Origin of the sequence: Stenotrophomonas maltophilia (assembly GCF_001274595.1) — a bacterium.
In the GTDB taxonomy this organism is placed as follows: Bacteria; Pseudomonadota; Gammaproteobacteria; order Xanthomonadales; family Xanthomonadaceae; genus Stenotrophomonas; species Stenotrophomonas forensis.
In genome coordinates this window covers 4,522,745-4,545,771 of the sequence record NZ_CP011010.1, presented here as the reverse complement: position 1 = coordinate 4,545,771, position 23,027 = coordinate 4,522,745, and the positions used below count along the sequence as shown (strand labels likewise).

The 23,027-nt window shown below is 68.7% G+C and carries 17 protein-coding genes; 5 read left to right on the top strand and 12 right to left on the bottom strand.

Going from position 1 to position 23,027, the window contains the following annotated elements; genetic code table 11:
* Positions 1-62: 62 nt before the first annotated feature.
* Positions 63-1,901 carry a dihydroxy-acid dehydratase gene (gene ilvD, locus VN11_RS20640; protein WP_053451096.1) on the bottom strand — a complete coding sequence of 613 codons (1,839 nt, stop codon included), beginning with the start codon at positions 1,899-1,901 and terminating at the stop codon, positions 63-65.
* Positions 1,902-2,310: 409 nt separating this feature from the next.
* Between ilvD and VN11_RS20635 the strand changes: the two genes are divergently transcribed.
* On the top strand, positions 2,311-2,883 hold the full coding sequence (locus VN11_RS20635) for a DUF1190 domain-containing protein (RefSeq protein ID WP_014038869.1): 573 nt from the start codon (positions 2,311-2,313) through the stop codon (positions 2,881-2,883).
* Between the two features lie 7 nt (positions 2,884-2,890).
* The gene (locus VN11_RS20630; RefSeq protein ID WP_053451095.1) at positions 2,891-4,069 is read left to right on the top strand and encodes a glutathionylspermidine synthase family protein; all 1,179 of its coding nucleotides are present in this window, start codon (positions 2,891-2,893) and stop codon (positions 4,067-4,069) included.
* A 206-nt stretch (positions 4,070-4,275) separates the two neighbouring features.
* On the opposite strand, the gene VN11_RS20625 is transcribed toward VN11_RS20630, so the two are convergent.
* The 9 genes from VN11_RS20625 to baeS form a co-directional block, all read right to left on the bottom strand.
* Positions 4,276-5,574, bottom strand: coding sequence for a DUF58 domain-containing protein (locus VN11_RS20625; RefSeq protein WP_053451094.1), 1,299 nt, complete (start codon positions 5,572-5,574; stop codon positions 4,276-4,278).
* A complete protein-coding gene (locus VN11_RS20620) occupies positions 5,571-6,557 on the bottom strand; it encodes an AAA family ATPase (protein ID WP_005411535.1) in 987 nt (328 codons plus the stop codon). The genes VN11_RS20625 and VN11_RS20620 overlap by 4 nt, the downstream gene beginning before the upstream one ends.
* Positions 6,554-7,738, bottom strand: a complete 1,185-nt coding sequence (locus VN11_RS20615; RefSeq protein ID WP_053451093.1) for a DUF4350 domain-containing protein — start codon at positions 7,736-7,738, stop codon at positions 6,554-6,556. The genes VN11_RS20620 and VN11_RS20615 overlap by 4 nt, the downstream gene beginning before the upstream one ends.
* Complete coding sequence (locus VN11_RS20610) at positions 7,735-9,351, bottom strand: DUF4129 domain-containing protein (protein WP_053451399.1); 1,617 nt, start codon at positions 9,349-9,351, stop codon at positions 7,735-7,737. Before VN11_RS20610 ends, VN11_RS20615 begins: the two co-directional genes overlap by 4 nt.
* On the bottom strand, positions 9,341-10,333 hold the full coding sequence (locus VN11_RS20605) for a stage II sporulation protein M (protein ID WP_053451092.1): 993 nt from the start codon (positions 10,331-10,333) through the stop codon (positions 9,341-9,343). The genes VN11_RS20610 and VN11_RS20605 overlap by 11 nt, the downstream gene beginning before the upstream one ends.
* Positions 10,330-11,019 carry an RDD family protein gene (locus tag VN11_RS20600; protein WP_053451398.1) on the bottom strand — a complete coding sequence of 230 codons (690 nt, stop codon included), beginning with the start codon at positions 11,017-11,019 and terminating at the stop codon, positions 10,330-10,332. The genes VN11_RS20605 and VN11_RS20600 overlap by 4 nt, the downstream gene beginning before the upstream one ends.
* A gap of 123 nt (positions 11,020-11,142) precedes the next feature.
* Complete coding sequence (locus VN11_RS20595) at positions 11,143-11,673, bottom strand: gamma carbonic anhydrase family protein (RefSeq protein ID WP_053451091.1); 531 nt, start codon at positions 11,671-11,673, stop codon at positions 11,143-11,145.
* A gap of 156 nt (positions 11,674-11,829) precedes the next feature.
* On the bottom strand, positions 11,830-12,534 hold the full coding sequence (locus VN11_RS20590) for a response regulator (RefSeq protein WP_053451090.1): 705 nt from the start codon (positions 12,532-12,534) through the stop codon (positions 11,830-11,832).
* On the bottom strand, positions 12,531-13,934 hold the full coding sequence (gene baeS, locus VN11_RS20585; RefSeq protein ID WP_053451089.1) for a sensor histidine kinase efflux regulator BaeS: 1,404 nt from the start codon (positions 13,932-13,934) through the stop codon (positions 12,531-12,533). Before baeS ends, VN11_RS20590 begins: the two co-directional genes overlap by 4 nt.
* Before the next feature lie 117 nt (positions 13,935-14,051).
* Here baeS and smeA point away from each other — a divergent pair, with 117 nt between their 5' ends.
* The 3 genes from smeA to smeC are packed head-to-tail and all read left to right on the top strand — an operon-like array spanning position 14,052 to position 19,815.
* Positions 14,052-15,248: a multidrug efflux RND transporter periplasmic adaptor subunit SmeA gene (smeA, locus tag VN11_RS20580; protein WP_053451088.1), complete on the top strand. Its 1,197-nt coding sequence runs from the start codon at positions 14,052-14,054 to the stop codon at positions 15,246-15,248.
* Positions 15,249-15,259: 11 nt separating this feature from the next.
* The gene (gene smeB, locus VN11_RS20575; protein WP_053451087.1) at positions 15,260-18,409 is read left to right on the top strand and encodes a multidrug efflux RND transporter permease subunit SmeB; all 3,150 of its coding nucleotides are present in this window, start codon (positions 15,260-15,262) and stop codon (positions 18,407-18,409) included.
* Positions 18,406-19,815 (top strand): multidrug efflux transporter outer membrane subunit SmeC, encoded by a 1,410-nt coding sequence (smeC, locus tag VN11_RS20570; protein ID WP_053451086.1) that lies wholly within the window; start codon positions 18,406-18,408, stop codon positions 19,813-19,815. The genes smeB and smeC overlap by 4 nt, the downstream gene beginning before the upstream one ends.
* Positions 19,816-20,059: 244 nt before the next feature.
* Here smeC and mnmG read toward each other — a convergent pair whose 3' ends face one another.
* Positions 20,060-21,949 (bottom strand): tRNA uridine-5-carboxymethylaminomethyl(34) synthesis enzyme MnmG, encoded by a 1,890-nt coding sequence (mnmG, locus tag VN11_RS20565; protein ID WP_053451085.1) that lies wholly within the window; start codon positions 21,947-21,949, stop codon positions 20,060-20,062.
* Between the two features lie 546 nt (positions 21,950-22,495).
* On the bottom strand, positions 22,496-22,987 hold the full coding sequence (locus VN11_RS20560) for a hypothetical protein (RefSeq protein WP_053451084.1): 492 nt from the start codon (positions 22,985-22,987) through the stop codon (positions 22,496-22,498).
* Positions 22,988-23,027 lie beyond the last annotated feature (40 nt).

Below are 23,027 nucleotides of genomic sequence, written 5' to 3'. Positions count from 1 at the left end.
CCGGCATGCGCCTCGAGGCACGCGGCAGATGCCGGCCAGCGGCCGGCACTACCAGACAGAGGTCAATCACCCAGCAGGGCGGTGTTGCGTACGGCGCCCTTGTCGGCACTGGTGGCGAGCAGCGCGTAGGCCTTCAACGCGCTGGTGACCTTGCGCGGGCGCGGCGCGCGCGGCTTCCAGCCACGGGCATCGGCGTCGGTGCGGCGCTGGGCCAGGCTGGCGTCATCCAGCAGCAGGTCGATGCGGCGGGCCGGGATATCGATGCGGATGCGGTCGCCGTCTTCCACCAGGCCGATGACCCCGCCGCTGGCCGCTTCCGGCGAGACGTGGCCGATCGACAGGCCCGACGTGCCGCCGGAGAAGCGACCATCGGTCAGCAGTGCGCATTGCTTGCCCAGCCCCTTCGACTTCAGGTAACTGGTCGGATACAGCATTTCCTGCATGCCCGGGCCGCCCTTCGGGCCTTCGTAACGGATCACCACCACCTCGCCCGGCTGCACTTCGTCGGCGAGGATGCCGGCGACGGCAGCGTCCTGGCTTTCGTAGACGCGTGCCGGGCCTTCGAACACGTGGATCGACTCATCCACGCCGGCGGTCTTCACGACGCAGCCATCGACGGCCAGGTTGCCGCGCAGCACGGCCAGCCCGCCTTCCAGCGAATACGCGTGCTGCAGCGAGCGGATGCAGCCCTCGGCGCGGTCCACGTCCAGCGTCGGCCAGCGCGTGGCCTGGCTGAAGGCCTCCTGGGTAGGAATGCCGGCCGGGCCGGCCTTGAAGAAGGTATGCAGGGTGTCGTTGTCGCTGCGCACCACGTCCCAGCGCTCCAGCGCGTCGGCCAGGCTGGCGCTGTGCACGGTCGGCACACCGGTATCGAGCAGGCCCGCGCGGTCCAGTTCACCGAGGATGCCGAACACGCCGCCGGCGCGGTGCACGTCTTCGATGTGGTACTTCGGCGTGTTCGGTGCCACCTTGCACAGCTGCGGTACGCGCCGCGACAAGGCATCGATATGGGTCAGGTCGAAGTCGACCTCCGCTTCCTGCGCAGCGGCCAGCAGATGCAGGATGGTATTGGTCGATCCGCCCATGGCGATGTCCAGGGTCATCGCATTGGCGAACGCGGCCTGGGTGGCGATGCCGCGCGGCAGCGCGCTCGGGTCTTCGCCGCCATACCAGCGGTGGCAGAGTTCGACGATCAGGCGGCCGGCGCGGCGGAACAGGGCCTCGCGGTCGGCGTGGGTGGCCAGGGTGGTGCCGTTGCCCGGCAGCGACAGGCCCAGCGCTTCGGTCAGGCAGTTCATCGAGTTGGCGGTGAACATGCCCGAGCACGAACCACAGGTGGGGCAGGCACTGCGCTCGAAGGCAGCCACCTTCTCGTCGGAGGCGCTGTCATCGGCGGCCACCACCATCGCGTCGACCAGGTCCAGCTTGTGCTCGGACAGCTTGGTCTTGCCTGCTTCCATCGGTCCGCCGGAGACGAACACCACCGGGATGTTCAGGCGCAGTGCGGCCATCAGCATGCCGGGAGTGATCTTGTCGCAGTTGCTGATGCACACCAGCGCGTCGGCGCAGTGCGCGTTGACCATGTACTCCACGGCGTCGGCGATGATCTCGCGGCTGGGCAGCGAATACAGCATGCCGTCATGGCCCATCGCGATGCCGTCGTCCACGGCGATGGTGTTGAATTCCTTGGCGACACCGCCAACCTGCTCGATCTCGCGTGCGACCAGCTGGCCGAGGTCCTTCAGGTGCACGTGGCCGGGCACGAACTGGGTGAAGGAGTTGGCGATGGCGATGATCGGCTTGTGGAAGTCGCCGTCCTTCATGCCGGTGGCACGCCACAGGGCGCGGGCGCCGGCCATGTTGCGGCCGGCGGTGGAGGTGCGGGAGCGGTATTCAGGCATGGCTGGCGGAACGGGCGGGCCGTACAACGTGGGGGTCGCCCGATCATGGACAATTTTTTCGGTTGCTGCTGCAACCACCTTCACCGCTTGCAGCGGCTTGGTGGTCCACGCATTTCCCCTTATCCCCGCGCCTTCGGCGCGCCCCCTTGAACAACAAGGGGGCTTCTCGCCGGAGACTTGGCTGTGCGCGCTGGGCATCGCCGGGCGCCGCCGGGTGTGTGCCAACCCAGGTTGGCACCTGCCAGAGCGGTGCGCCGTCCGGAGTCGGATCCCATCGTGGCGCGATGGCCTCTGACCCCAATGCCCGACGAAAATGAAAGTCCGTTCATCTTTCGGACTTTGCCGATTCCGGTTGTTGGCCAGGATTTGGCATCATTGGGGCATTGATCCGTCGACAGGGCATGAGGCCATGAAACGTTCCCGCACCACCGCGCTGCTGCTGATGAGCGCCGCGCCGCTGCTGTTCACCGCCTGCCAGAAGGAGCCGGAGGTGAAGGTGCAGGAAGGCCTGTATACCTCGGTGGAGGCCTGCACCGAGGCCACCGGCGATCCGTCCTCGTGCCGCAACGCCTTCGCCGAAGCGCAGAAGCAGGCCGCCGATGCGGCGCCGAAGTACGCCAGCAAGGAAGCCTGCGAGAAGGACTACAAGCCGGAACAGTGCGTGCAGCAGCACACATCGGCGGGTACCTCGTTCATCGGCCCGATGATGATGGGCTTCTTCATGTCGCAGATGCTGAGCAACCGCGGCGGCCTGGCCCCGCAGGCGCCGGCGGCGTCGCCGGCCTACCAGGACAAGAGCGCTGGTTGGGCGCGCCCGGCCCCGGGCGGTAGCGGTGGCCTGAACACCGCCAGTGGCATCGGCGCGGGCAAGGCCGGCCTGGCCCCGGTCACCAGCGAACCGAACCGTGCGGTCACCGCCAGCCGTGGTGGCTTCGGCAACACCAGCGCGCGCCGCAGCACCAGCGGCAGCTACGGCGGCTGATCGACCCATGCAGCGCATCCGGATTGCCGAGCGTGCCCAGTGGCGGGCACGCGCGGAAGAGGCGGGTTTCCGCTTCCACACCATCGATGGCCAGCCGTACTGGGATGAAAGCGCGTACTACGCCTTCACCCTGCGCCAGATCGAACAGGACATCGAAGACCCCAGCGCCGAGCTGCACCAGATGGCGCTGGACCTGGTCGGCGATGTCATCGCCAGCGAGCGATTGATGGACCAGCTGGCGATTCCGTCGCACTACCGCGACTGGATCGCCGACAGCTGGCGCCAGCGCCAGCCGCATCTGTACGGGCGCCTGGACCTGGCCTACGACGGCACCGGTCCGGCCAAGCTGTACGAACTGAACTACGACACGCCGACCTCGCTGTTCGAGGCCAGCTTCTTCCAGTGGCAGTGGCTGGAAGACCAGCGCAACGCCGGTCGCCTGCCGCAGCACGCCGACCAGTTCAACGCGATCCATGAGGCGCTGGTCGAACGCTTCGGCGAACTGGCCGCGCAGCTGCCACCGCCGCTGTACTTCAGCGCCGTGGGCAGTTCCGATGAAGACCGCGGCACCGTCGATTATCTGCGTGACTGCGCCTCGCAGGCCGGCCTGCATGGCCAGGCCATCGCCATCGAGGACATCGGCCTGTCCGAAGACGGCCGTTTCACCGCGCTGGATGATTCGGTGATCGGCACGCTGTTCAAGCTGTACCCGCTGGAAGACCTGATGGCCGAGGAATTCGGCCGCGCGCTGCCCGGCTCGGGCGTACAGCTGCTGGAGCCGGCGTGGAAGGCGGTGCTGAGCAACAAGGGCATCCTGCCGTTGCTGTGGCAGCGCAATGTCGGTCATCCGAACCTGCTGGAAGCGCACTTCGACGATGGCAGCACGCTGGCCTCGGGCTGGGTGCGCAAGCCGCTGTTCTCGCGCGAAGGCGCCAACATCGAGATGCACCTGGCCGACGGCAGCACGCAGCGCAGTGACGGTCCCTACGACGGCCCGGCGATCATCCAGCGCGCGCATCCGCTCACCCGTTTCGAAGGCGGTTACCCGCTGATCGGCAGTTGGGTGGTCGGCGATCACGCCTGCGGCATCGGCATCCGCGAGGACGACAGCGCGATCACCCGCGACAGTGCGCGCTTCGTGCCGCACGCAATCGTGGACGAGGCGCCGACGCGGATCTACGTCTGATGGGGGTGCGGCCCACAGGGCCGTCGTGCCAACCAAGGTTGGCACCCACCAGGGCGATGTGCCGGTAGTGCCGGCCGCTGGCCGGCAACCGCTGCGGGTAGAGGCCGACCTTGGTCGGCGCTGTGGCATTGGTGCCAACCAAGGTTGGCACCCACCAAAGCGATGTGCCGGTAGTGCCGGCCGCTGGCCGGCAGCCGCTGTGGGCATCAGAGCAACCCTTCGCGCTTCACCGCCAGGTAGCGCTCCACCAGCGCAGCGGGCAGCGCGTCGGCGGTCACGTCCAGCACCATCACCTTCTCGCTGCGCAGCGCTTCGTGTGCCTTCGCGCGCTGCTGCAGGTACAACGCAGCGGCGCCGGCCTGGGCGGCGTCCTCCAGCGTCTGCACCTCGTCCTCCAGCGCAGCGTCCAGCTCGCGCTCGCGCAGGCTGGCCACGCACACCAGGTGGCGTTGCTGCAGCAGGCGAACGGCTGCCAGCAGGTCCTCGATGTCCTCGTCGCGCACGTTGCTGACCAGCATCACCAGGGCGCGCCGGCGCTGGCGCAGTGATACCTCGGTGGCGGCAGCCAGGTAGTCGGTGGCCACCGCGCGCGGCTGCAGGTCGTAGCTGGCGCGCAGCAGGTGCTCGACCGTGCCCATCCCGCGCTGCGGCGCCACCCAGCGGCGCTCGCCACCAGCGGCGAACAGGCCGGCGGCATCGCCCTGGCGCAGGGCCAGGTAGGCCACCACCAGCGAGGCGTTCAATGCATGGTCGAAGTGCGAGAGCCCGCCTTCGCTGGCCAGCATGCGCCGGCCACTGTCGAGCATCAGCAACAGCTGTTGGTTCTTTTCGTCCTGGTATTCGCGCGAGATCAACTTGCGCGCACGCGCGGTAGCCTTCCAGTCGAGCTGGCGCAGGCTGTCACCGACGCGGTACTCGCGCATCTGGTGGAAATCGGTGCCTTCACCGCGGCGGCGTTTGACGTGCGCACCGACCAGCCGCGAGGCCTGGTCGGCACTGAACAACGCAAACCGGGTGAGCGGCACGAAGTTCGGATAGACGCGCACGTCCAATGCCGGTGGCACGGTGCGCTGCTGCCACCACAGCCGCCACGGCGAGCGCATGCGCAGGTGCACGCCTTCGAAGCGGAAGAGCCCGCGCTGCAGCGGTTGCAGGTGGTAGTGCAGGGTGGAGGCGCTGCCGGCCTGCAGCTGCACACGCTGTGGCAGCGATTCCAGCGGCCAGCCACCGGGCACCAGGTCGAACACCTGCACCGTCATCGATGCGTCCGCCTGCAACCGCAGTGCGGCGTCGCGACGTACGCCCAGCGCCAGCGCCTCGGGCAGCTCGCGCTGCACCTGCGGCGAAGGTCGTCGCGCCTGCCGCCACAGGTCCCACAGCGCCGGCAGGGCGATGGCCAGTGCGGCCAGCGCCCAGCCCCCGCGCGGCAGCAGGCCGCCCAGCACCAGGCCGCCCAGCACGGCCCAGGCCAGCAGCAGCACCAGCAGCAGCGGGGACGGCCTCATCGGCGCGGTGCTTCCACCTTGGCCAGCAGTGCACCCAGCACATCGTCGGCGTCCTGGCCTTCGATCTGCAGTTCCGGGGCCAGCGCGATGCGGTGTCGCAGCGCCGGGCGAGCAATGTCGCGCACATCATCCGGAGTGACGAAATCACGACCGGCCAGCACCGCCTGCGCGCGAGACGCACGTACCAGTGCGATGCTGCCGCGCGGCCCGGCACCGACGGCGATCCCCGGCCACTGCCGGGTGGCCGCCACGATCCGCACCGCATAATCGATCACTTCATCATCGACGGTGATCGCGGCAGTGGCGCGCTGCAGTTCCAGCAACTCGCCGGCACCAAGTACGCGCGGCACCTGGCTCAGGTCGAAATCGCTGGCGGCGCGGCCGCTGGTGATCGCAGTCACCATGCGCTTCTCGTCTTCCAGCTGCGGGTAGTCGATCAGCACCTTCAACAGGAAACGGTCCAGCTGTGCTTCCGGCAGCGGATAGGTCCCTTCCTGCTCCAGCGGGTTCTGCGTGGCCAACGCCATGAACGGCGGCGCCAGGGTGAACGCCTTGCCTTCGATGGTTACCTGGCCTTCCTGCATCACTTCCAGCAGCGCCGACTGGGTCTTGGCCGGTGCGCGGTTGATCTCATCGGCCAGCAGCAGGTTGGTGAACACCGGGCCGCGGCGGATCTTGAAGCTCTCGCTCTTCGGGTCGTACACCGCGTGGCCGCTGACGTCGCTGGGCATCAGGTCGGGGGTGAACTGCACGCGGCCGTAATCCAGTTCCAGGGCCTGTGCCAGCGCACGCACCAGCAGGGTCTTGCCCAGCCCGGGGACGCCCTCGATCAGCACATGGCCACCGGCAAGCAGCGCCACCAGGATCTGGTCCAGCACATCGGCCTGGCCGATGAAGGCATGGCCAACGGCATCGCGGATGGCATCGACGCGTTCGATCAGGCGGGCGTTGGCGGCCGCCGGCAGCTCGGGCACTTCGGTCATAGCAGGGATCTCATCTGGAGCAGCAAGCGGATGCGCTCGCGCAGGGCGGAGGAATCGTGCGGCGGTGGGGGTGTGAGCGCGCTGGCGACGCGGCCCTGCGGCCACTTCAGCAGCTCGGCGATGGCCTGCTCGCGCGGTGCGCCATCGAGTGCGGCGGCGACCGGCGCGCGCAGGCGCAGGCGGTGCAGGAACAGGGCGAGCACGGCGTCGTACAGGCGCGCGCCGTGGCCGAAGCGCAGCAGCAGTTCGCCGCTTGCACGCACGTGCTCCAGCAACGAGCGGCGTTCCAGCAGCGGCGACGGCTGCAGGCTGCCGAAGCGCTGCGAGCGGCCCCACAGCCAACCCAGCAGGGCCAGCAGCAGCGGCACCCACAGCGGCCAGCCGTGGTAGAACAGGCGCGCCCACAGCGACGGCGGGCGTCCGGCGTAGACCAGCCAGACCGCACCCCTGCCGTAGTTCGGATCGAGCAGATAGCGGGTCAGGTCGCGGTGGGCCGGATCGTGCAGGCCATCGCTGGGCCTGCCCGCAGCGGCGCCCAGCCGTGCGGCGGGTGTGTCGACCTCGCCACGCATGAACTCCATGTCGGCCAGTACGCTCACCTTGCCCTGGCCATGGCGCAGGCGCGCGAACACCAGGTCGCGGTCACCGCCCCAGCGGCGTTCGGCCTGTGTGCGCGCGGCAAACCCGAGCGTGAAGCGGCGGCCTCCACAGAACTCGCTGTGACCGCTGTCGTCGTCGATATGGAACGGCTGGCAGTCGCTGCGCTGGAACAGGCTGTCCACCCCCAACTGGTCCAGCAAGGGTCCCTGCGTGCTGCCGGTATCGTCCTCCGCCGGGGGCGGTGTGCGCACCAGCAGGTGCCCGCCGCGGTCGACCCAGTCCAGCAGCGGTTTCACGCTCGGTGCCGGCAGTTCGCTGCTGTCCTGCAGCAGCACCACCGTGTCGTGCGGCCCCAGCGTCATCTGCTGCAGGTCCAGCCGTGGTCGTGAATGCACCTCGATGCCGTCGGCGCGCAGGGCCTGGCCCAGCACGTACAGCGGGTTGTAGCTGGCCTCGCCCTGCGGCGGCAGGGTGAGCGTCTCGGTCACCCGTTCGTGCGTGCGCAGGTAGAGGATCGTCAGTGGCACGCCGATCAGCACCAGCAGGCCCAGCAGCAACGACCAGAACAGGCGCGGGCTCATGCCTGCCATCCGTACTGCTGGCGCAGCGTGTCGGCCAGCGCGTCGAAGTCGCTGCGGCTGGGCAGGCGCCCACCATAGGCGGCGTACTGCCACATGCGCACGATGCGCGCGAACAGGTCACGGTCGGCCGCCTCCGGCATGCGCCGCGAGGCACGCAGGCACTGCGCCTCGGTGGCGCCGGGAGGCAGTGCGATGCCGCTGCGCTCGCCCACGGTGCGCACGCTGGCGCGGTAGAGCAGGGCCAGCGCCTGCCGTGGCCGGCCCTGGTCCCACAGCAGGCCGGCCTGGGTGGCCACGTCCGGTGGCAGCACCGCGGGCAGTTCCACCGCCTCTTCAATCACCGGGGCCGCAGCGCCGGCCTTGCGCCGGCCGCTGCCACGCAACCAGGGCAGCCACACCCGCGCGGTCAGCAGCAGCACCAGCAGCAGGATGCCCAGGAGGCCCCACAGGCCCCACTCGGCCAGCCGCGCCAGCCAGGCAATGCCGTCCTTGCGTGCCTTGCGCTCGGCCTTGTTGCCGCTGTCGCCTTGCAGCTGCTTGTCTTCCTTCTTCGCCTCCTGGGCCTGCTCGATCGGCTTCCAGTGCGTGACCTGGCGGGTCGGGTGCTGCAGCGGGTCTTCATAGGCGCGGTTCACCGCCTGACGGAATCCGGCGGTGTCCACTGGCGTGCTGCCGAAGATGGTGGCCGGGGTGTTGGCGGGGTCGTTTGCGGCGGTGGCCGGTTCCTCCGCGCTGTCTTCGTCCTCGCCGGCAGTGTCGGCGTCGTCGGTGATCGACGGCGCGTCCTGCGCGTGCACCGGTGCGCAGGCCAGTGGCAGGGCCAGGCACAGCAGCAGGGCCAGTGTCGACGCCGCCGGCAGCAGTCGATCACGCAGGCGGCGCAGGGCGATTTCCACATCCCAGGCTTCCATCTGCGTGCGCCGGTTCAAGTACAGGCCAAAGCCGGCACCGACGAAGAACGGCCCGACCAGCACCGAGGCCAGCCAGCACGCCAGGTTGAAGCCAAGCCGGGCCCACGCCGGCGTGTCCCGGCCGATCATGTCCCAGGCCGCACGCCACGATTCGGACATCAGGTCCAGTGGCATGAACATGAACACCGCACCGATCGCGCCGGACACCAGCACCGCTTCGAATGCCAGGCAGGTCACCGTCAGCACCGTCGCTGCACCTGCGGCGCCGGCCGCGACCGCGCGACGGCGCGGGCCGCGCTGGCCCGGTGCGTTGCCTTCCAGCAGGTTCACCGGCAGGCACAGGCTGCGCAGCACGCTGAAGCGGCGCCAGCCCAGGTAGCCCCAGAAGCCGGTACCGCCCCAGTGGCGCTGCGCGCGCAGCGCCGCCAGCGTGCCCACCGGCTCACCAAAGATGCCGCGTGACAGCACGTACAACGGCGCGCGTTCGAACAGCGGCTTGCACCACCACATCGCCAGCCAGGCCCAGCCGAACGCATCCAGCCACCAGCCCAGCGCGTTGAAGACCACGAACAGCGGCGCGCTGGCCAGCAGCCAGCTGCCCCACACCGCACGCGCGTGACGGCGGGCGAGGGCGCTGCCCAGCTCCATGGCTTCCCAGCTGCTGCGTGCGCGCAGCACCACGTCCAGGTGGTCAATGCGCATCGCCGGCTCCGCGTCCGCCACGCCACAGCCACAGCAGTACGCCAGCCCACAGCACGCCGGCCACGCTGAACTTGCCCCATGCCGGCACTTCGGCGATCGATGACCAGAACGCTTCGATGAAGGCGGCGACCAGCAGCATGAAGGCTACGCCGAGGCACAGCCGTGCACCGATGCGGCCGCCGTCGACCAGCGCATCCAGCCGGCTGCGCCGGCCCGGTGCCAGCAGCTTCATGCCCAGCTGCAGTCCGGCGCCACCGGCAATAACGATGGCGGTCAGCTCGAACGCGCCATGCCCGGCCACGAAGCGCCAGAACGGGCCGCCGTAGCCGATGTGCTGCAGGTGGCCCGCCACCGCACCGATGGTGACGCCATTGAAGGACAGCACCAGCAGCGTGCCCAGCCCGGCCAGCAGGCCACTGGCGAAGGTGCGCAGGGCGATGCTGATGTTGTTCATGACGTAGTGGCCGAACATCATCCAGTCGGTACCGCTGTCGCGGCCCAGGCGCTCGGCGGCGGGGTCGTACATGCGCTCCATCGCGGCGATCTGGCGGTTGTCCATCAGCATGTGGATCAGGTCCGGATAGACCTGGGCCAGCACGAAGCAGGCCAGTGCCGGCAGCGCGAACATCGCCAGCGCCACCCACATGCTGCGCGCCTGGCTGCGGACCAGCAGCGGGAAGTCGGCCACCAGGAACTCCAGCGCGGCGCGCCAGCGCGTTGGCCGCGTGCGGTACAGCACGCTGTGGCCCTGCTGCATCAGCTGCTGCAGGCGCTGCACCAGCTGTGGGCTGTAGCCGCGCTCGCGGGCCAGCGCCAGCTGCTGGCACAGGCGCCGGTAGCGCTGCGGGAAGGCGGTGTCGTCCAGTGCCAGGCCGCTGGCCTTGCGGCGGGCGCGGCGCGAGGCACCGGCACGCAGCAGCAGCCACTGCTCCAGGTCCTGCCATTCCTGCTGGTAGCGGGCGACGAACTGTTCCTGCTTCATCGCCGCCCCAGCAGCCAATTGGCCATGGCATACAGGCGCAGCACGCCGATCTGGCCCTGCGCACCGGTCAGCGGCTCGGCGATTCCGGCCAGTTCCTGCTGGCGCGCCGCCGACAGCCGCGGCGCGCGTTCGGCGAAGGCCATCAACGCCGCCTGTTCATCCGGGCGCAGCGGCTGCGGCGGGGCCAGCACGCTGTCGATGGTCGGCGGCGGCGGCAGGTACAGCGCGGGCGCATGCACCACCACCGTGCCGGCGACCAGGTCGCCGAGGCGGCGGCCATGGGGGTCGAACAGGCTGCTGACCAGGCCCAGTGCATAGCCGAACGGCAGCATGTCCACGGTACGCAGCAGGTTGCGGGTGATCGATGCCATCCAGCCGACCGGCGCGCCATCGCGCGACAGCACGCGCAGCCCCAGCGCGCGCTTGCCGAGGGTGCGGCCCCACAGCGCCTCGCAGACGATCGGGTAGGCCCAGTAGACCAGGAACATCAGCATCAGGTAGAGGCCGGAACCGAACGTGTCCAGCAGCGCCAGCGGAATCGACATCAGCACCAGCACGGCGACGCGCACGCCAAGATCGACCAGCCAGGCCATCGCCCGCGGCAGCGGGCCGGCCGCCGGCAACTGCAGCAGCACGCCCTCCGGCGTCACCACCTCGCGGTAGGTGTCGAGCATCGGTGCGGCCATCAACGCGATGGCCTTCGATGTGGGCGCCGGAGTCCTCTCCGGCAGGCAGCCACAGGCATGGGGGTCTCGACAGATCCTGGTCGGGCCCAGACTTTAGCAGAGCCGCATGGCGGCGTTGGCCGCTCAGCCCAGGTATTCGTCCTTCAGCCGCACGTAATGGTAGGCCGAGTAATGCAGCGATTCGATCTCCTTGTCGCTCAGCGTGCGCGCCGGCCGCGCCGGGTTGCCGACCCACAGTTCGCCCTCGCCGACCACCTTGCCCGGGCCGATCACGGCACCGGCACCGACGAAGCCGTGGCGCTCCACGCGGGCTCCGTCGAGGATGCAGGCGCCCATGCCGATCAGGCTGTAATCACCGATCGTGCAGGCATGGATGATGCAGCCATGGCCGACGGTGACGCCCTCGCCGATCAGCGTCGGGTAGCCGGCCTTGTTGTAGGGGCTGTGGTGGCTGACGTGGATGATGGTGCCGTCCTGCACGTTGGTGCGCGCACCGATGCGCACGTAGTTGACGTCGCCACGGATGACCGTGCCCGGCCAGATCGACACGTCGTCGGCCAGCTCCACGTCACCGATGACGGTGCAGGCCGGATCGATGTACACGCGCTCGCCGAGGACGGGCATCTTGTCGCGGAAGGGGCGCAGCGGGTTCATCGGTGTCTCCGAAAATCAGGGCATTCGCGACGATGATACGCGCGTGGTCCGCACGCCGCGTGCCTGCCACGGGGTAGTGCCGGCCGCTGGCCGGCAACCTCATGGGCGCACCTGGATTTCCGTGGTTGCCGGCCAGCGGCCGGCACTACCCGTTTGCTAGGGTTCGTAGCTGTAACCCATCCCGTACACCGATCGGATCGGCTCGCCTTCCATGCCGGCATCGGCCAGCTTGCGGCGCAGGTTGCGCACATGGCTGTCGACGGTGCGGTCGACCACCACGCGGTGGTCCAGATAGAGGCGGTCAAGCAGTTCATCGCGTGCCCAGATCCGGCCGGGCGTGGCCAGCAGGGTGCGCAGCAGGCGGTACTCCACCGGGGTCAGGTCCAGGCCCTTGCCGTTCCAGGTGGCACGCGCGGCCGGTTCGTCGATGTGCAGGCCGCTGTTGGTGCGCGCGGCCGGGTCCGGCCTGTAGCGGCGCAGCACCGCCACCACTCGCGCCACCACTTCGCGCGGACTGAACGGCTTGCAGATGTAGTCGTCGGCGCCGATCTCCAGTCCCAGCAGGCGGTCGATCTCCTCCACCCGCGCGGTGACCATGATCACCGGCACGTCGCTGCTGGCGCGCAGCTCGCTGCACAGGTCCACGCCATCGCGCTGCGGCAGCATCAGGTCCAGCAGCACCAGATCGGGCTGGTAGCGCGCGAAGGCCTCGATCACCTTGCCGCCATCATCCACCCATTCGCTGACCATGCCCGCCGCGGCCAGGTAGTCGCGCAGCACGGCGGCCAGGCGCGGTTCGTCCTCAACGATGAGAATCTTCGCCGGTGCGGCGGGCGATGTGCTGGCGGGGGAGGTGCTCATGCAGGCTCCGGCAGGGTGATGACCACGCGCAGCCCACCCAGCGGCGAGGGCTCGGCGTGGATCTGGCCGTGGTGGGCAAGAACGATGTTGTGGCTGATCGCCAGGCCCAGTCCGCTGCCACCGCTGGCACGATTGCGCGAGCTTTCCACCCGGTAGAAACGCTCGAACAGCAGCGCACATTTTTCCGCCGGTACGCCCGGTGCGGTGTCTTCCACGATCAGCTGTACGCCGGCAGGCACCCGTGCGGCCTGCACGAGTACGCGGCCGCCGGCATGGGTGTAGCGCAGCGCGTTCTCCAGCAGATTGGCCAGCACCTGCTGCAGGCGTCGCTCATCGCCGGACACCTGCAGCGGTGTGGCGGGCAACGTTTCTTCCAGTGCCAGCCCCGCTGCGGAGAAGCGCACGCGCATGCCATTGAGCTCGCTGCGCAGCAGCGCCACCAGGTCCAGCGGGGCGAAACGATAGGCCAGGCCGCCGGACTGGGTCATCGACAGGTCGTGCAGGTCGTCGATCAGCTTGCCCAGCTGGCGGATCTCGCCCTGCAGGGCACCAAGATTGGCGCGGTCCAGCGGGCGGATGCCGTCCTCGATCGCCTCCAGCTCGGCACGCACCACCGCCAGCGGCGTACGCAGCTCGTGCGAGATGTCGGCGATGAAGGCACGGCGGTTGCGCTCGGTGTCGTCCAACGCCTGCGCCATCCGGTTGAAGTCGTTGACCAGTGCATCCAGCTCGTCGTCGCTGGTGCGCTCAATGCGGGTGGCATAGTCGCCGGCGGCGAGCCGGTGGGTGGCCGCCGCGAGCTTGGCCAGACGCTGGCGCAGCGCGCGTGACACCAGCCAGGCCAGCAGCACCGTCACCAGCAGCAGCGAGATGCCGATCACCCACCAGGCGCGCATCTGGGTGTTGTAGAAGTTCAGGTCGTTGGTGGCGATGACGGTCTGGAACGGCACCATGCCCAGCCAGCCCACCGTGTGCCCGTCCACCTGCACCGCGTGCGGCTCGTCATCGCTGGTCGCGTCGGGATTGCCTGCCACGTAGCGGTGCCGTGCATCGAACAGGCCCAGCCGCGACGGAACGCCAGTCTGGTCGGACAGTGGTGGCACCGGCCCTTCATGCCCATGCGCCAGGTCCGGGCGCAGCATCCGCGCCCAGCGATCGCTGTCACCGCGCAGGTGGTCCCAGCCGCCGTGCTCGCGGAATTCGCGCTGCAGGTGCGGCATCAGGCGCTGCATGCGCAGGTCGCCCTGATCGTTGAGGTAGTCCAGGAAGCCGGTCTGGAATGCCACGCGGCTGGCAATGCCGTTCACCGCCAGCACCAGCAGGCAGGCAGTGAAGATCGCGAGGAAGGTCTTCGCGGTCAGGCCGAATTTGAGTCGAATCTTCGCCATCGCGGGGGCCATTAGCGGCGCATGCGGCGCCGAAAGCAAGCGCCAGCTGAGCCGGTCGCACAATCTCCATATTCTCTGCACAGTTCCACGGCAGCGTGCCCGGGTCAACGCAAGGCCCCCACGCCCCCCATGTCACTCCCGCGCCCGCTGTCCCGTTCTTCCCATCCCCTGCTGCTGCCGCTGCTGCTGGCCCTGGCAGCCTGTTCCGCCGGCAGGACCGAAGCGCCGGCCGCGCCTGAAGTGGGCATCATCACCGCCAGCGCGCAGCCGCTGGCGCTGCAGCAGACCCTGCCCGGCCGCGCAGTGCCGTTCGAAGTGTCCGAGGTGCGGCCGCAGATCGGTGGACTGATCCGCCAGCGGCTGTTCACCGAAGGCCAGCAGGTCAAGGCCGGCCAGCTGCTGTACCAGGTCGACCCGGCGCCGTACCAGGCGGCCTTCGACACCGCGCGGGGCCAGCTGGCCCAGGCCGAGGCCAGCGTGCTGTCGGCGCAACCGAAGGCCGAGCGCACCCGCGCGCTGGTGAGCATGGACGCGGCCAGCAAGCAGGATGCCGATGATGCGACCTCGGCATTGAAGCAGGCGCAGGCCAATGTGATCGCTGCGCGCGCTGCGCTGCAGGCCGCCCGCATCAACCTTGACTACACGCGGGTGACCGCACCGATCGACGGCCGTATCGGCACCTCCAGCGTCACTGCCGGCGCGTTGGTCGCCGCGGGCCAGGACGCCGCGCTGACCACCATCCAGCGGCTGGACCCGGTGTACCTGGATGTCACCCAGTCCAGCACGCAGATGCTGGCGCTGCGCAAGCAGCTCGATGCCGGCCTGGTGAAGGCCATTGATGGCAGGGCACAGGTGCAGGTCGTGCTGGAGGACGGCAGCACCTATGCCCATGAAGGCACGCTGGAATTCGTCGGCAGTGCGGTCGATCCGGGTACCGGCAACGTGGTGCTGCGCGCGGTCATTCCGAACCCGGACGGCCTGCTGCTGCCGGGCATGTACCTGAAGGCGGTGCTGCCGATGGCCACCGATGCGCGCGCGCTGCTGGTGCCGCAGAAGGCGGTGGTGCGCAATGAGCGCGGCGAGCCGCTGCTGCGCCTGCTCGACGCCAAGGACCACGTCATCGAGCGCCGGGTCAGCATCGGCCAGGTGGTGGGCAACCAGTGGCAGATCACGCAGGGCCTGAAGGCCGGCGAGCGGGTGATCGTCAGCAACGGCAGCGCGGTATCGCTGGGCCAGCAGGTGAAGGCGGTGGCGGCCACCACCGCGCAGCTGGCAGCAATGCCGGCGATCGACCCGAACGGCAACACCGACGAAAAGTCGCACTGAGGTTGCCGCGCATGGTTCGTTTCTTCATCGACCGGCCGATCTTCGCCTGGGTGATCGCCATCGCGGTCAGCCTGCTCGGCCTGCTTGCGATCCTGATCCTGCCGGTGGACCGCTACCCGCAGATCGCCCCGCCCACCATCACCATCCGCGCCACCTACACCGGCGCTTCGTCGCAGACCGTGGAAAACGCGGTCACCCAGGTCATCGAGCAGTCCCAGCAGAGCCTGGACCACCTGATGTACATGACCTCCACCAGTGCTTCCGATGGCTCGGCCCAGGTCAACCTGGTGTTCGCCACTGGCACCAATCCGGATACGGCGCAGGTGCAGGTGCAGAACCAGCTGCAGGCCGCGATGGCCACGCTGCCGCAAGCGGTGCAGCAGAACGGCCTGACCATCACCAAGTCCAGTGGTTCGATCTTCGAGGTGCTGTCGTTCACCAGCGAAGACGGCAGCATGGACAACTTCGATGTCGCCAACTTCATGGAAGCGCGCATCGATGACCAGATCAGCCGCGTCAGTGGTGTTGGCAACATCCAGCCGATCGGCCAGGAATACGCCATGCGTATCTGGCTGGACCCGGAAAAGATGCGCCAGTACGCACTGATGCCGTCGGATGTCGAGACCGCACTGCAGGCGCAGAACACCGACGTGTCGGCCGGTGAGCTGGGGGGCCAGCCGGCACTGAAGGGCCAGCAGCTGGACGCGACCGTGACCGCGCGCAGCCGCCTGCACACCCCCGAGCAGTTCGCGCAGGTGGTGCTCAAGGCCGATGCCAACGGCAGCGTCGTGCACCTGGGCGACGTGGCAACGATCGGCCTGGGGCCGGAGAGCTACGACAGCATCAGTACCTTCAACGGCAAGCCGTCAGCCTCGCTGGGCATCGAGCTCAATGCCGGTGCCAATGCCATCGCCGTCTCCAAGGCCATCGATGCACGGCTTCAGCAGCTGCAGAAGTACTGGCCGCATGGCTACACCGCCCACGTGGCCTTCACCACCACCCCGTTCGTGACCATCTCGCTGAAGGAAGTGGTGATCACCCTGATCGAGGCGATCATCCTGGTGGTGCTGGTGATGTACCTGTTCCTGCAGAACTGGCGGGCCACGCTGATCCCGACCATCGCGGTGCCGGTGGTGCTGCTGGGTACGTTCGGCGTGCTGGCCGCGTTCGGCTATTCCATCAACACCCTGACCATGTTCGCGCTGGTGCTGGCCATCGGCCTGCTGGTGGACGATGCCATCGTGGTGGTGGAGAACGTGGAGCGGGTGATGACCTTCGAAGGGCTGGCCCCGAAGCCGGCCACGCTGAAGGCCATGGGCCAGATTACCGGCGCGCTGGTCGGCATCGTGCTGGTGTTGACTGCAGTGTTCCTGCCGATGGCGTTCTTCAGCGGTGTCACCGGCGTGATCTATCGGCAGTTCTCGGTGACGATTGCTGCGGCGATGATCCTGTCGGTGCTGGTGGCGATGACCATTACGCCGGCCCTGTGCGGCAGCATCCTGCACCAGATTCCCAAGGGCGGGCATCCGCACGGCGACCACGGCGGCGAACCGAGCCTGCTGGGCAATTTCTTCATCTGGTTCAACCATCGCTTCGAGCGCACGTCGAATGGGCTGCGCCGTCGTGTGGATGGCTTTCTTGGCCGGCGCACGCTGGGCGTGGTGTTCTACCTGGTGCTGAGCGTGGTCACCGGCTTGCTGCTGTGGCACCTGCCGGGTGCGTTCCTGCCCGATGAAGACCAGGGCATGCTCAATGCGTTGGTGAAGCTGCCGGCCGGGTCCACCCTGGAGCAGACCCGTGCAGTGATGGATCGCCTCAGTGCCGCCGCAGTGAAGGACGACAGCGTGCTCTCGATCCAGGCCACCGCTGGTTTCAGTGTCACCGGCAGCGGCCAGAACGTCGGCCAAGCCTTCATCCGCCTGAAGGACTGGGACGACCGCAAGGACGATGCCGATACCATCGCCGCGCGCTTGACCGCGGCCATGGCCAGCGTGCCCGATGCACAGGTGTTCATCACCTCGCCGCCGGCCATCCTCGGCCTCGGCGATGCCGGCGGCTTCACCCTGGAACTGCAGGACGAGGGCGGTGCCGGCCATGCCGCCGCCGTGGCCGCACGCAACACGCTGCTGAAGGAGGCTGCCAGGGATCCGAAGCTGGTCAACGTGCGCTACGCCAGCCTGGAGGACGCGCCGGTGTACGCGGTGAAGGTGGACGATGCCAAGGCACAGGCCATGGGCGTGAATCCGCAGGACGTCAATGACACCTTGAATGCCGCGCTGGGCGGCGATTTCGTCAACAACTTCATCTACAAGGGTCGCATCAAGAAGGTGTTCATCCAGGGCACGGCGGAAGCACGCATGCAGCCGCAGGACATCGAGCGCTGGAGCGTGCGCAACCAGGCCGGGCAGATGGTGCCGCTGTCGTCGCTGATCAGCACGCATTGGACCAGCGCACCGGCTGCACTGCAGCGCTACAACGGTGTGTCGGCGATGGAAATCACCGGCCAGCCAGCGCCGGGTGTCAGCTCCGGCGAGGCGATGGCCGAGATCGCGCGCCTGGCCGACACCTTGCCGGAGGGCTTCAGCCATGCCTGGTCGGACATGGCCTACCAGGAACAGCTGTCGGGCAACCAGGCGCCGATGCTGTATGCCATCTCGCTGCTGTTCGTGTTCCTGTGCCTGGCCGCGCTGTATGAAAGCTGGGCGGTACCGTTCGCGGTGATGCTGGCGGTACCGGTGGGCGTGTTCGGTGCGGTACTGATGATGAACCTGCGCGGCCTCAACAACGACGTGTACTTCCAGGTCGGCCTGCTGACCACGATTGGATTGGCGGCGAAGAACGGCATCCTGATCGTCGAGTTCGCGCGCATCCTCGAACAGCAGGGCAAGACCACCCGCGAGGCGATCCTGCAGGCGGTCTACCTGCGGCTGCGGCCGATCGTGATGACCTCGCTGGCGTTCCTGATGGGCGTGCTGCCGCTGGTGTTCGCCACCGGTGCCGGCTCGGCCGCGCGCCGTTCGCTGGGTACCGGCGTGGCCGGCGGTACGGTCGCCTCGATGGTGCTGGGCATGTTCTTCGTGCCGTTGTTCTACCTGCTGGTGCGCCGCCTGTTCCCGGGCCGCGCGCCGGCCGAAGCCACTGCCCCGGAGGCAAGCCCATGAAGCCGATGCTGCTGCGCGCCCTGGCGGCCGCCACCATGACGACCGTGCTGGGCGGCTGCGTGAGCATGGCGCCGCGCTACCAGCGCCCCGAGGCACCGGTGGCGGCGCAGTTCGGCAATGCCGCAACGGATGAGAGCGCCCCGGCGTTGGCGATGCCGGCCTGGCGCGAGGTGTTCGTGGAGCCGCGCCTGCAGCAGGTGATCGCACTGGCGCTGCAGAACAACCGCGACCTGCGCGTGGCGGTGCTGCAGGTCGAAAAGGAACGGGCGCAGTACCGTATCCAGCGTGCAGCATGGCTGCCGTCGGTGGACGCCAGTGGCAGCGTCACCCGCTCGCGCGTGAGCGATGCCAACAGTGAGACCACCCAGATAACCGAGTCCGATGCCGTGCAGGTCGGCATCAGCAGCTGGGAGCTGGACCTGTTCGGGCGCATCCGCAGCTTGAACAACGAGGCGCTGCAGAACTGGCTGGCCAGCGCAGAGAACCAGCGTGCGGCGCGCACCAGCCTGGTGGCCGAAGTGGCGACGGCGTGGCTGGCACTGGCCGCCGATGGGCAGTCGCTGGCATTCACGCAACAGACCCTGGACAGCCAGCAGCAGACCCTGCAGCGCACCGAGGCCCGTCATGCACAGGGGCTGGCCTCGGGCCTGGACCTGTCGCAGGTGCAGACCAGCGTGGAGGCTGCGCGCGGCGCACTCGCCAGGTTGCAGACCCAGCAGGCGCAGGATCGTGATGCGCTGCAGTTGCTGGTAGGGGCACCGCTGGATGCCGCGCTGCTGCCCAGCGCGCACGTACTGGATGGCAGCGTGGCACTGGCACCGTTGCCGGCCAATCTGCCGTCGAGCGTGCTGCTGCAGCGCCCGGACGTGCTTTCCGCCGAACACGCGCTGCAGGCGGCCAATGCTGATATCGGAGCGGCGCGCGCTGCGTTCTTCCCGACGCTGACCCTGACCGCCAACTACGGCCACAGCTCCACCGCGTTGTCGACGCTGTTCTCGGCCGGCACCCGCGGCTGGTCGTTCGCACCCAGCATCACCGCACCGATCTTCCACGCGGGTGCATTGAAGGCTTCGCTGGATGCCTCGAAGATCGGCAAGGACATCGGCATCGCGCAGTACGAGAAGGCGATCCAGCAGGCCTTCAGCGAAGTGGCCGATGCGCTGGCCACGCGCGATCACCTGGCCACGCAGATGGACGCGCAGCGCGCGCTGGTGGCCGCCAGCCAGCGCAGCTACACGCTGGCCGATGCGCGCTACCGCACCGGGTTGGACGGCTACCTGCAGGCGCTGGATGCGCAGCGCAGCCTGTATGCCGCGCAGCAGGACCTGATCGCCCTGCAGCAGCAGGAGGCGGGCAACCGGGTGACGTTGTTCAAGGTGCTGGGCGGGGGCGCCGACGCGCGATAACGCGCTAGCGCGGGTGTGTGCGTCTTCCGCTCCGGTGGGTGCCGACCTTGGTCGGCACGAATGCCTTCATCCACGCATGGCGTGGATCTACCGGGGCGGGAGGCCTTGGTAGGTGCCGACCTTGGTCGGCACAAAGGCATGCAGCATCGCGATCAGATGATTCGTGCCGACCAAGGTCGGCACCCACCAGGGCAGAGTCATGTGCCGACCAAGGTCGGCACCCACCAGAAGCGGAGGGTGCTGCCTACGCCACACGGCCGCGGCGGGCGCGTTCCAGGTGCACCAGCAGCAGCGAGATCGCCGCTGGGGTCATGCCCGGGATGCGCTGCGCCTGGCCGATGGTCTGCGGCCGCACGCGCTCCAGCTTCTGCAGTGCTTCGGCCGACAGCCCACGCACCGTGGCGTAATCGAAGGCTTCGGCAATCGGCGTGGCTTCATGCCGCTGCTGGCGCTCGATCTCCTCGCGCTGGCGGTCCAGGTAGCCGGCGTACTTCACGCCGATCTCCACCTGCTCGGCCACCTTGCCGTCGGCCACGGCCGGGCCCAGCGACGGCACCTGCATCAGCTGCGCGTAGTCCAGCTCCGGGCGCTTGATCAGGTCCAGCACGTTGGTTTCGCGGCTGACCGCCACGCCAAGCGTGTCCTGCACTTCGCGGCCCAGCGCATTGGCCGGGGTCGCCCACAGTGCGCCCAGGCGTGCGCGCTCGGCGGCAACCGCGGCCTGCTTGGTCTCGAACGCGTTCCAGCGGCGGTCGTCGACCAGCCCCATCTCGCGGCCGGCCGGCGTCAGGCGCTGGTCGGCGTTGTCCTCGCGCAGCTGCAGGCGGTACTCGGCGCGGCTGGTGAACATGCGGTACGGCTCGTTGGTGCCGTGGGTGATCAGGTCATCCACCAGCACGCCCAGGTAGGCCTCGTCGCGGCGCGGGCACCAGCCGTCCAGCCCGCGCACCTGGCGTGCGGCGTTGAGGCCGGCCAGCAGGCCCTGTGCAGCGGCTTCTTCATAGCCGGTGGTGCCGTTGATCTGGCCGGCGAAGAACAGCCCGTTCACCAGCTTGGTTTCCAGCGAGGCCTTCAGGCCGCGCGGATCGAAGAAGTCGTACTCGATCGCGTAGCCGGGGCGGGTGATGTGCGCGTTGCTGAAGCCGCGGATGCTGCGCACCATCTCCAGCTGCACGTCGAACGGCAGCGAGGTGGAGATACCGTTGGGGTAGATCTCGACGATGCCCAGGCCCTCGGGCTCGACGAAGATCTGGTGGCTGGCCTTCTCGGCAAAGCGCACCACCTTGTCCTCGATGGAGGGGCAGTAGCGCGGGCCGATGCCCTCGATCTGGCCGCTGTACAGCGGCGAGCGGTGCAGCGCGTCGCGGATGATCTGGTGGGTCTGTTCGGTGGTGTGGGTGATCCAGCAGCTGACCTGCTGCGGATGCTCGTCCACCGAGCCGAGGAAGGACATCACCGGGCGCGGCGTGTCGCCGGGCTGCTCGTCCATCACGCTGTAGTCCAGCGAGCGGCCGTCGATGCGTGGCGGCGTGCCGGTCTTCAGGCGGTCCACCTGGAACGGGCGCTCGCGCAGGCGCGCGGCCAGCGTGGTGGCCGGCGGGTCGCCCATGCGGCCGGCGGCGTACTGGGTCGGGCCGACATGGATCTTGCCGGCCAGGAAGGTGCCGGCGGTCAGCACCACGGCCTCGGCGTCGAAGCGCAGGCCGGTCTGGGTGATGACCCCGCGCACGGCGTCACCTTCGATGACCAGGTCATCGACGGCGGCCTGGAACACGGTCAGGTTGGCCTGGCCTTCGACGATGGCGCGGATCGCCATGCGGTACAGGTTACGGTCGGCCTGGCAGCGGGTGGCGCGCACGGCCGGACCCTTGGAGGCGTTGAGCGTGCGCCACTGGATGCCGGCGCGGTCGGCGGCATGCGCCATCGCGCCGCCGAGGGCGTCGATCTCCTTGACCAGGTGGCCCTTGCCGATGCCGCCGATGGCCGGGTTGCAGCTCATCGCCCCCACCGTTTCGATGTTGTGGGTCAGCAGCAGGGTGCGCACGCCGGTACGGGCCGCGGCCAGCGCGGCTTCGGTGCCGGCGTGGCCACCGCCGATGACGATGACGTCGTAACGATGGAAGGACGGGTTCATGGGGACTGTTCAGCTGGGGGCGGGCGCGGCCGGGGCGGCGCCGGGGTGGCGATTTTAGCGCCATTCGGGGCCGCGGCGCCGGCGCCGGCCGGCCGGCGTCGAAATCAGCCCTAAAGTTGGCAGGATTTTTGCAGATAACCCAATAGCACCCACCGTGGCTGGCGCCGCAGGCGCCGGTGACCGGAATTGGAACAGGGGCCGGTACAGGCGCACGGTGGGGAAGCAGGGGGCCGGCAGTCGGGGGACTGTCCGGCCCTGTTTTTTTGCGGCTGCCGGGAAGGCGCCATCCACGCATGGCGTGGATCTACTGGCGCTGGGCCCCTCGCCGGTTGGCGACCAACAAAACAGACGGCCCCGCATTGCGGGGCCGTCTGCCTTCAGAGGTGCCGACATCCGACAGGGCCGGAACAGGGGGGATCCAGATGTTCCTGTCGGATATCGACGTAGAGCTTTTTGCGGCGGCCCGTGTCGTTTTTGTCACATTGTGACGCGGGCCGTCACTGCCCGCGTAGAGTGCGGCTTGGACCGTGTGAAATGCAAGATGGTTCAGCGCTCAACTGTGCGCTGCGTCGCACGATCCATGTTGCGCCAAGGGGAGCCGTTCATCCTCGGCGCACTCGGCGCCGGGGCTGGCCGGGCCTGCGGCGCGGGCGCCGATGGCTGCACGCTGGACTGCGGCGGGCGACGCATCGAGTCCATGTTCCGCCACGGCGAGCCACCGTTGTACGACGGACGCGACGGCGGCGGCGGGCGGTTCTCGCCACCGTTGCCAGGCGGGCGCGGCGGCGGCCGATGGTTGTGCGGCGGCCGGTAGATCGGCCGCGAGTAGTACGGATTGCCATAGCCGCCGTAATAGCCGCCGTAGCCGCCGTAGTACGGGTAACCATAGTTGTAGGGATAGCCGGCCGGGTAGCGGTACTCCACCGACGGCGCACCGTGGTAGTAGCCGCCGCCGCGGCCACCGCCGACATAGTCGTAGGTGGCGCAGCCGGTCAGGGCCAGCATCAGGCCACCGGCAAGCATCAAGCGCATTTTCATGGTGGGTCCCCCCAGAGGACGGGTGTGCAGTCAGCTTCGT

Excerpts from the sequence above, each read along its gene's own strand:
- VN11_RS20605 (WP_053451092.1), bottom strand. The coding sequence starts at position 10,333 with ATGAAGCAGGAACAGTTCGTCGCCCGCTACCAGCAGGAATGGCAGGAC.
- VN11_RS20620 (WP_005411535.1), bottom strand. The coding sequence starts at position 6,557 with ATGACCGAAGTGCCCGAGCTGCCGGCGGCCGCCAACGCCCGCCTGATC.
- VN11_RS20615 (WP_053451093.1), bottom strand. The coding sequence starts at position 7,738 with ATGAGCCCGCGCCTGTTCTGGTCGTTGCTGCTGGGCCTGCTGGTGCTG.
- VN11_RS20610 (WP_053451399.1), bottom strand. The coding sequence starts at position 9,351 with ATGCGCATTGACCACCTGGACGTGGTGCTGCGCGCACGCAGCAGCTGG.
- smeA (WP_053451088.1), top strand. The coding sequence starts at position 14,052 with ATGTCACTCCCGCGCCCGCTGTCCCGTTCTTCCCATCCCCTGCTGCTG.
- smeC (WP_053451086.1), top strand. The coding sequence starts at position 18,406 with ATGAAGCCGATGCTGCTGCGCGCCCTGGCGGCCGCCACCATGACGACC.
- smeB (WP_053451087.1), top strand. The coding sequence starts at position 15,260 with ATGGTTCGTTTCTTCATCGACCGGCCGATCTTCGCCTGGGTGATCGCC.
- VN11_RS20600 (WP_053451398.1), bottom strand. The coding sequence starts at position 11,019 with ATGGCCGCACCGATGCTCGACACCTACCGCGAGGTGGTGACGCCGGAG.
- VN11_RS20625 (WP_053451094.1), bottom strand. The coding sequence starts at position 5,574 with ATGAGGCCGTCCCCGCTGCTGCTGGTGCTGCTGCTGGCCTGGGCCGTG.
- ilvD (WP_053451096.1), bottom strand. The coding sequence starts at position 1,901 with ATGCCTGAATACCGCTCCCGCACCTCCACCGCCGGCCGCAACATGGCC.
- VN11_RS20630 (WP_053451095.1), top strand. The coding sequence starts at position 2,891 with ATGCAGCGCATCCGGATTGCCGAGCGTGCCCAGTGGCGGGCACGCGCG.
- baeS (WP_053451089.1), bottom strand. The coding sequence starts at position 13,934 with ATGGCCCCCGCGATGGCGAAGATTCGACTCAAATTCGGCCTGACCGCG.
- VN11_RS20595 (WP_053451091.1), bottom strand. The coding sequence starts at position 11,673 with ATGAACCCGCTGCGCCCCTTCCGCGACAAGATGCCCGTCCTCGGCGAG.
- VN11_RS20635 (WP_014038869.1), top strand. The coding sequence starts at position 2,311 with ATGAAACGTTCCCGCACCACCGCGCTGCTGCTGATGAGCGCCGCGCCG.
- VN11_RS20590 (WP_053451090.1), bottom strand. The coding sequence starts at position 12,534 with ATGAGCACCTCCCCCGCCAGCACATCGCCCGCCGCACCGGCGAAGATT.
- mnmG (WP_053451085.1), bottom strand. The coding sequence starts at position 21,949 with ATGAACCCGTCCTTCCATCGTTACGACGTCATCGTCATCGGCGGTGGC.
- VN11_RS20560 (WP_053451084.1), bottom strand. The coding sequence starts at position 22,987 with ATGAAAATGCGCTTGATGCTTGCCGGTGGCCTGATGCTGGCCCTGACC.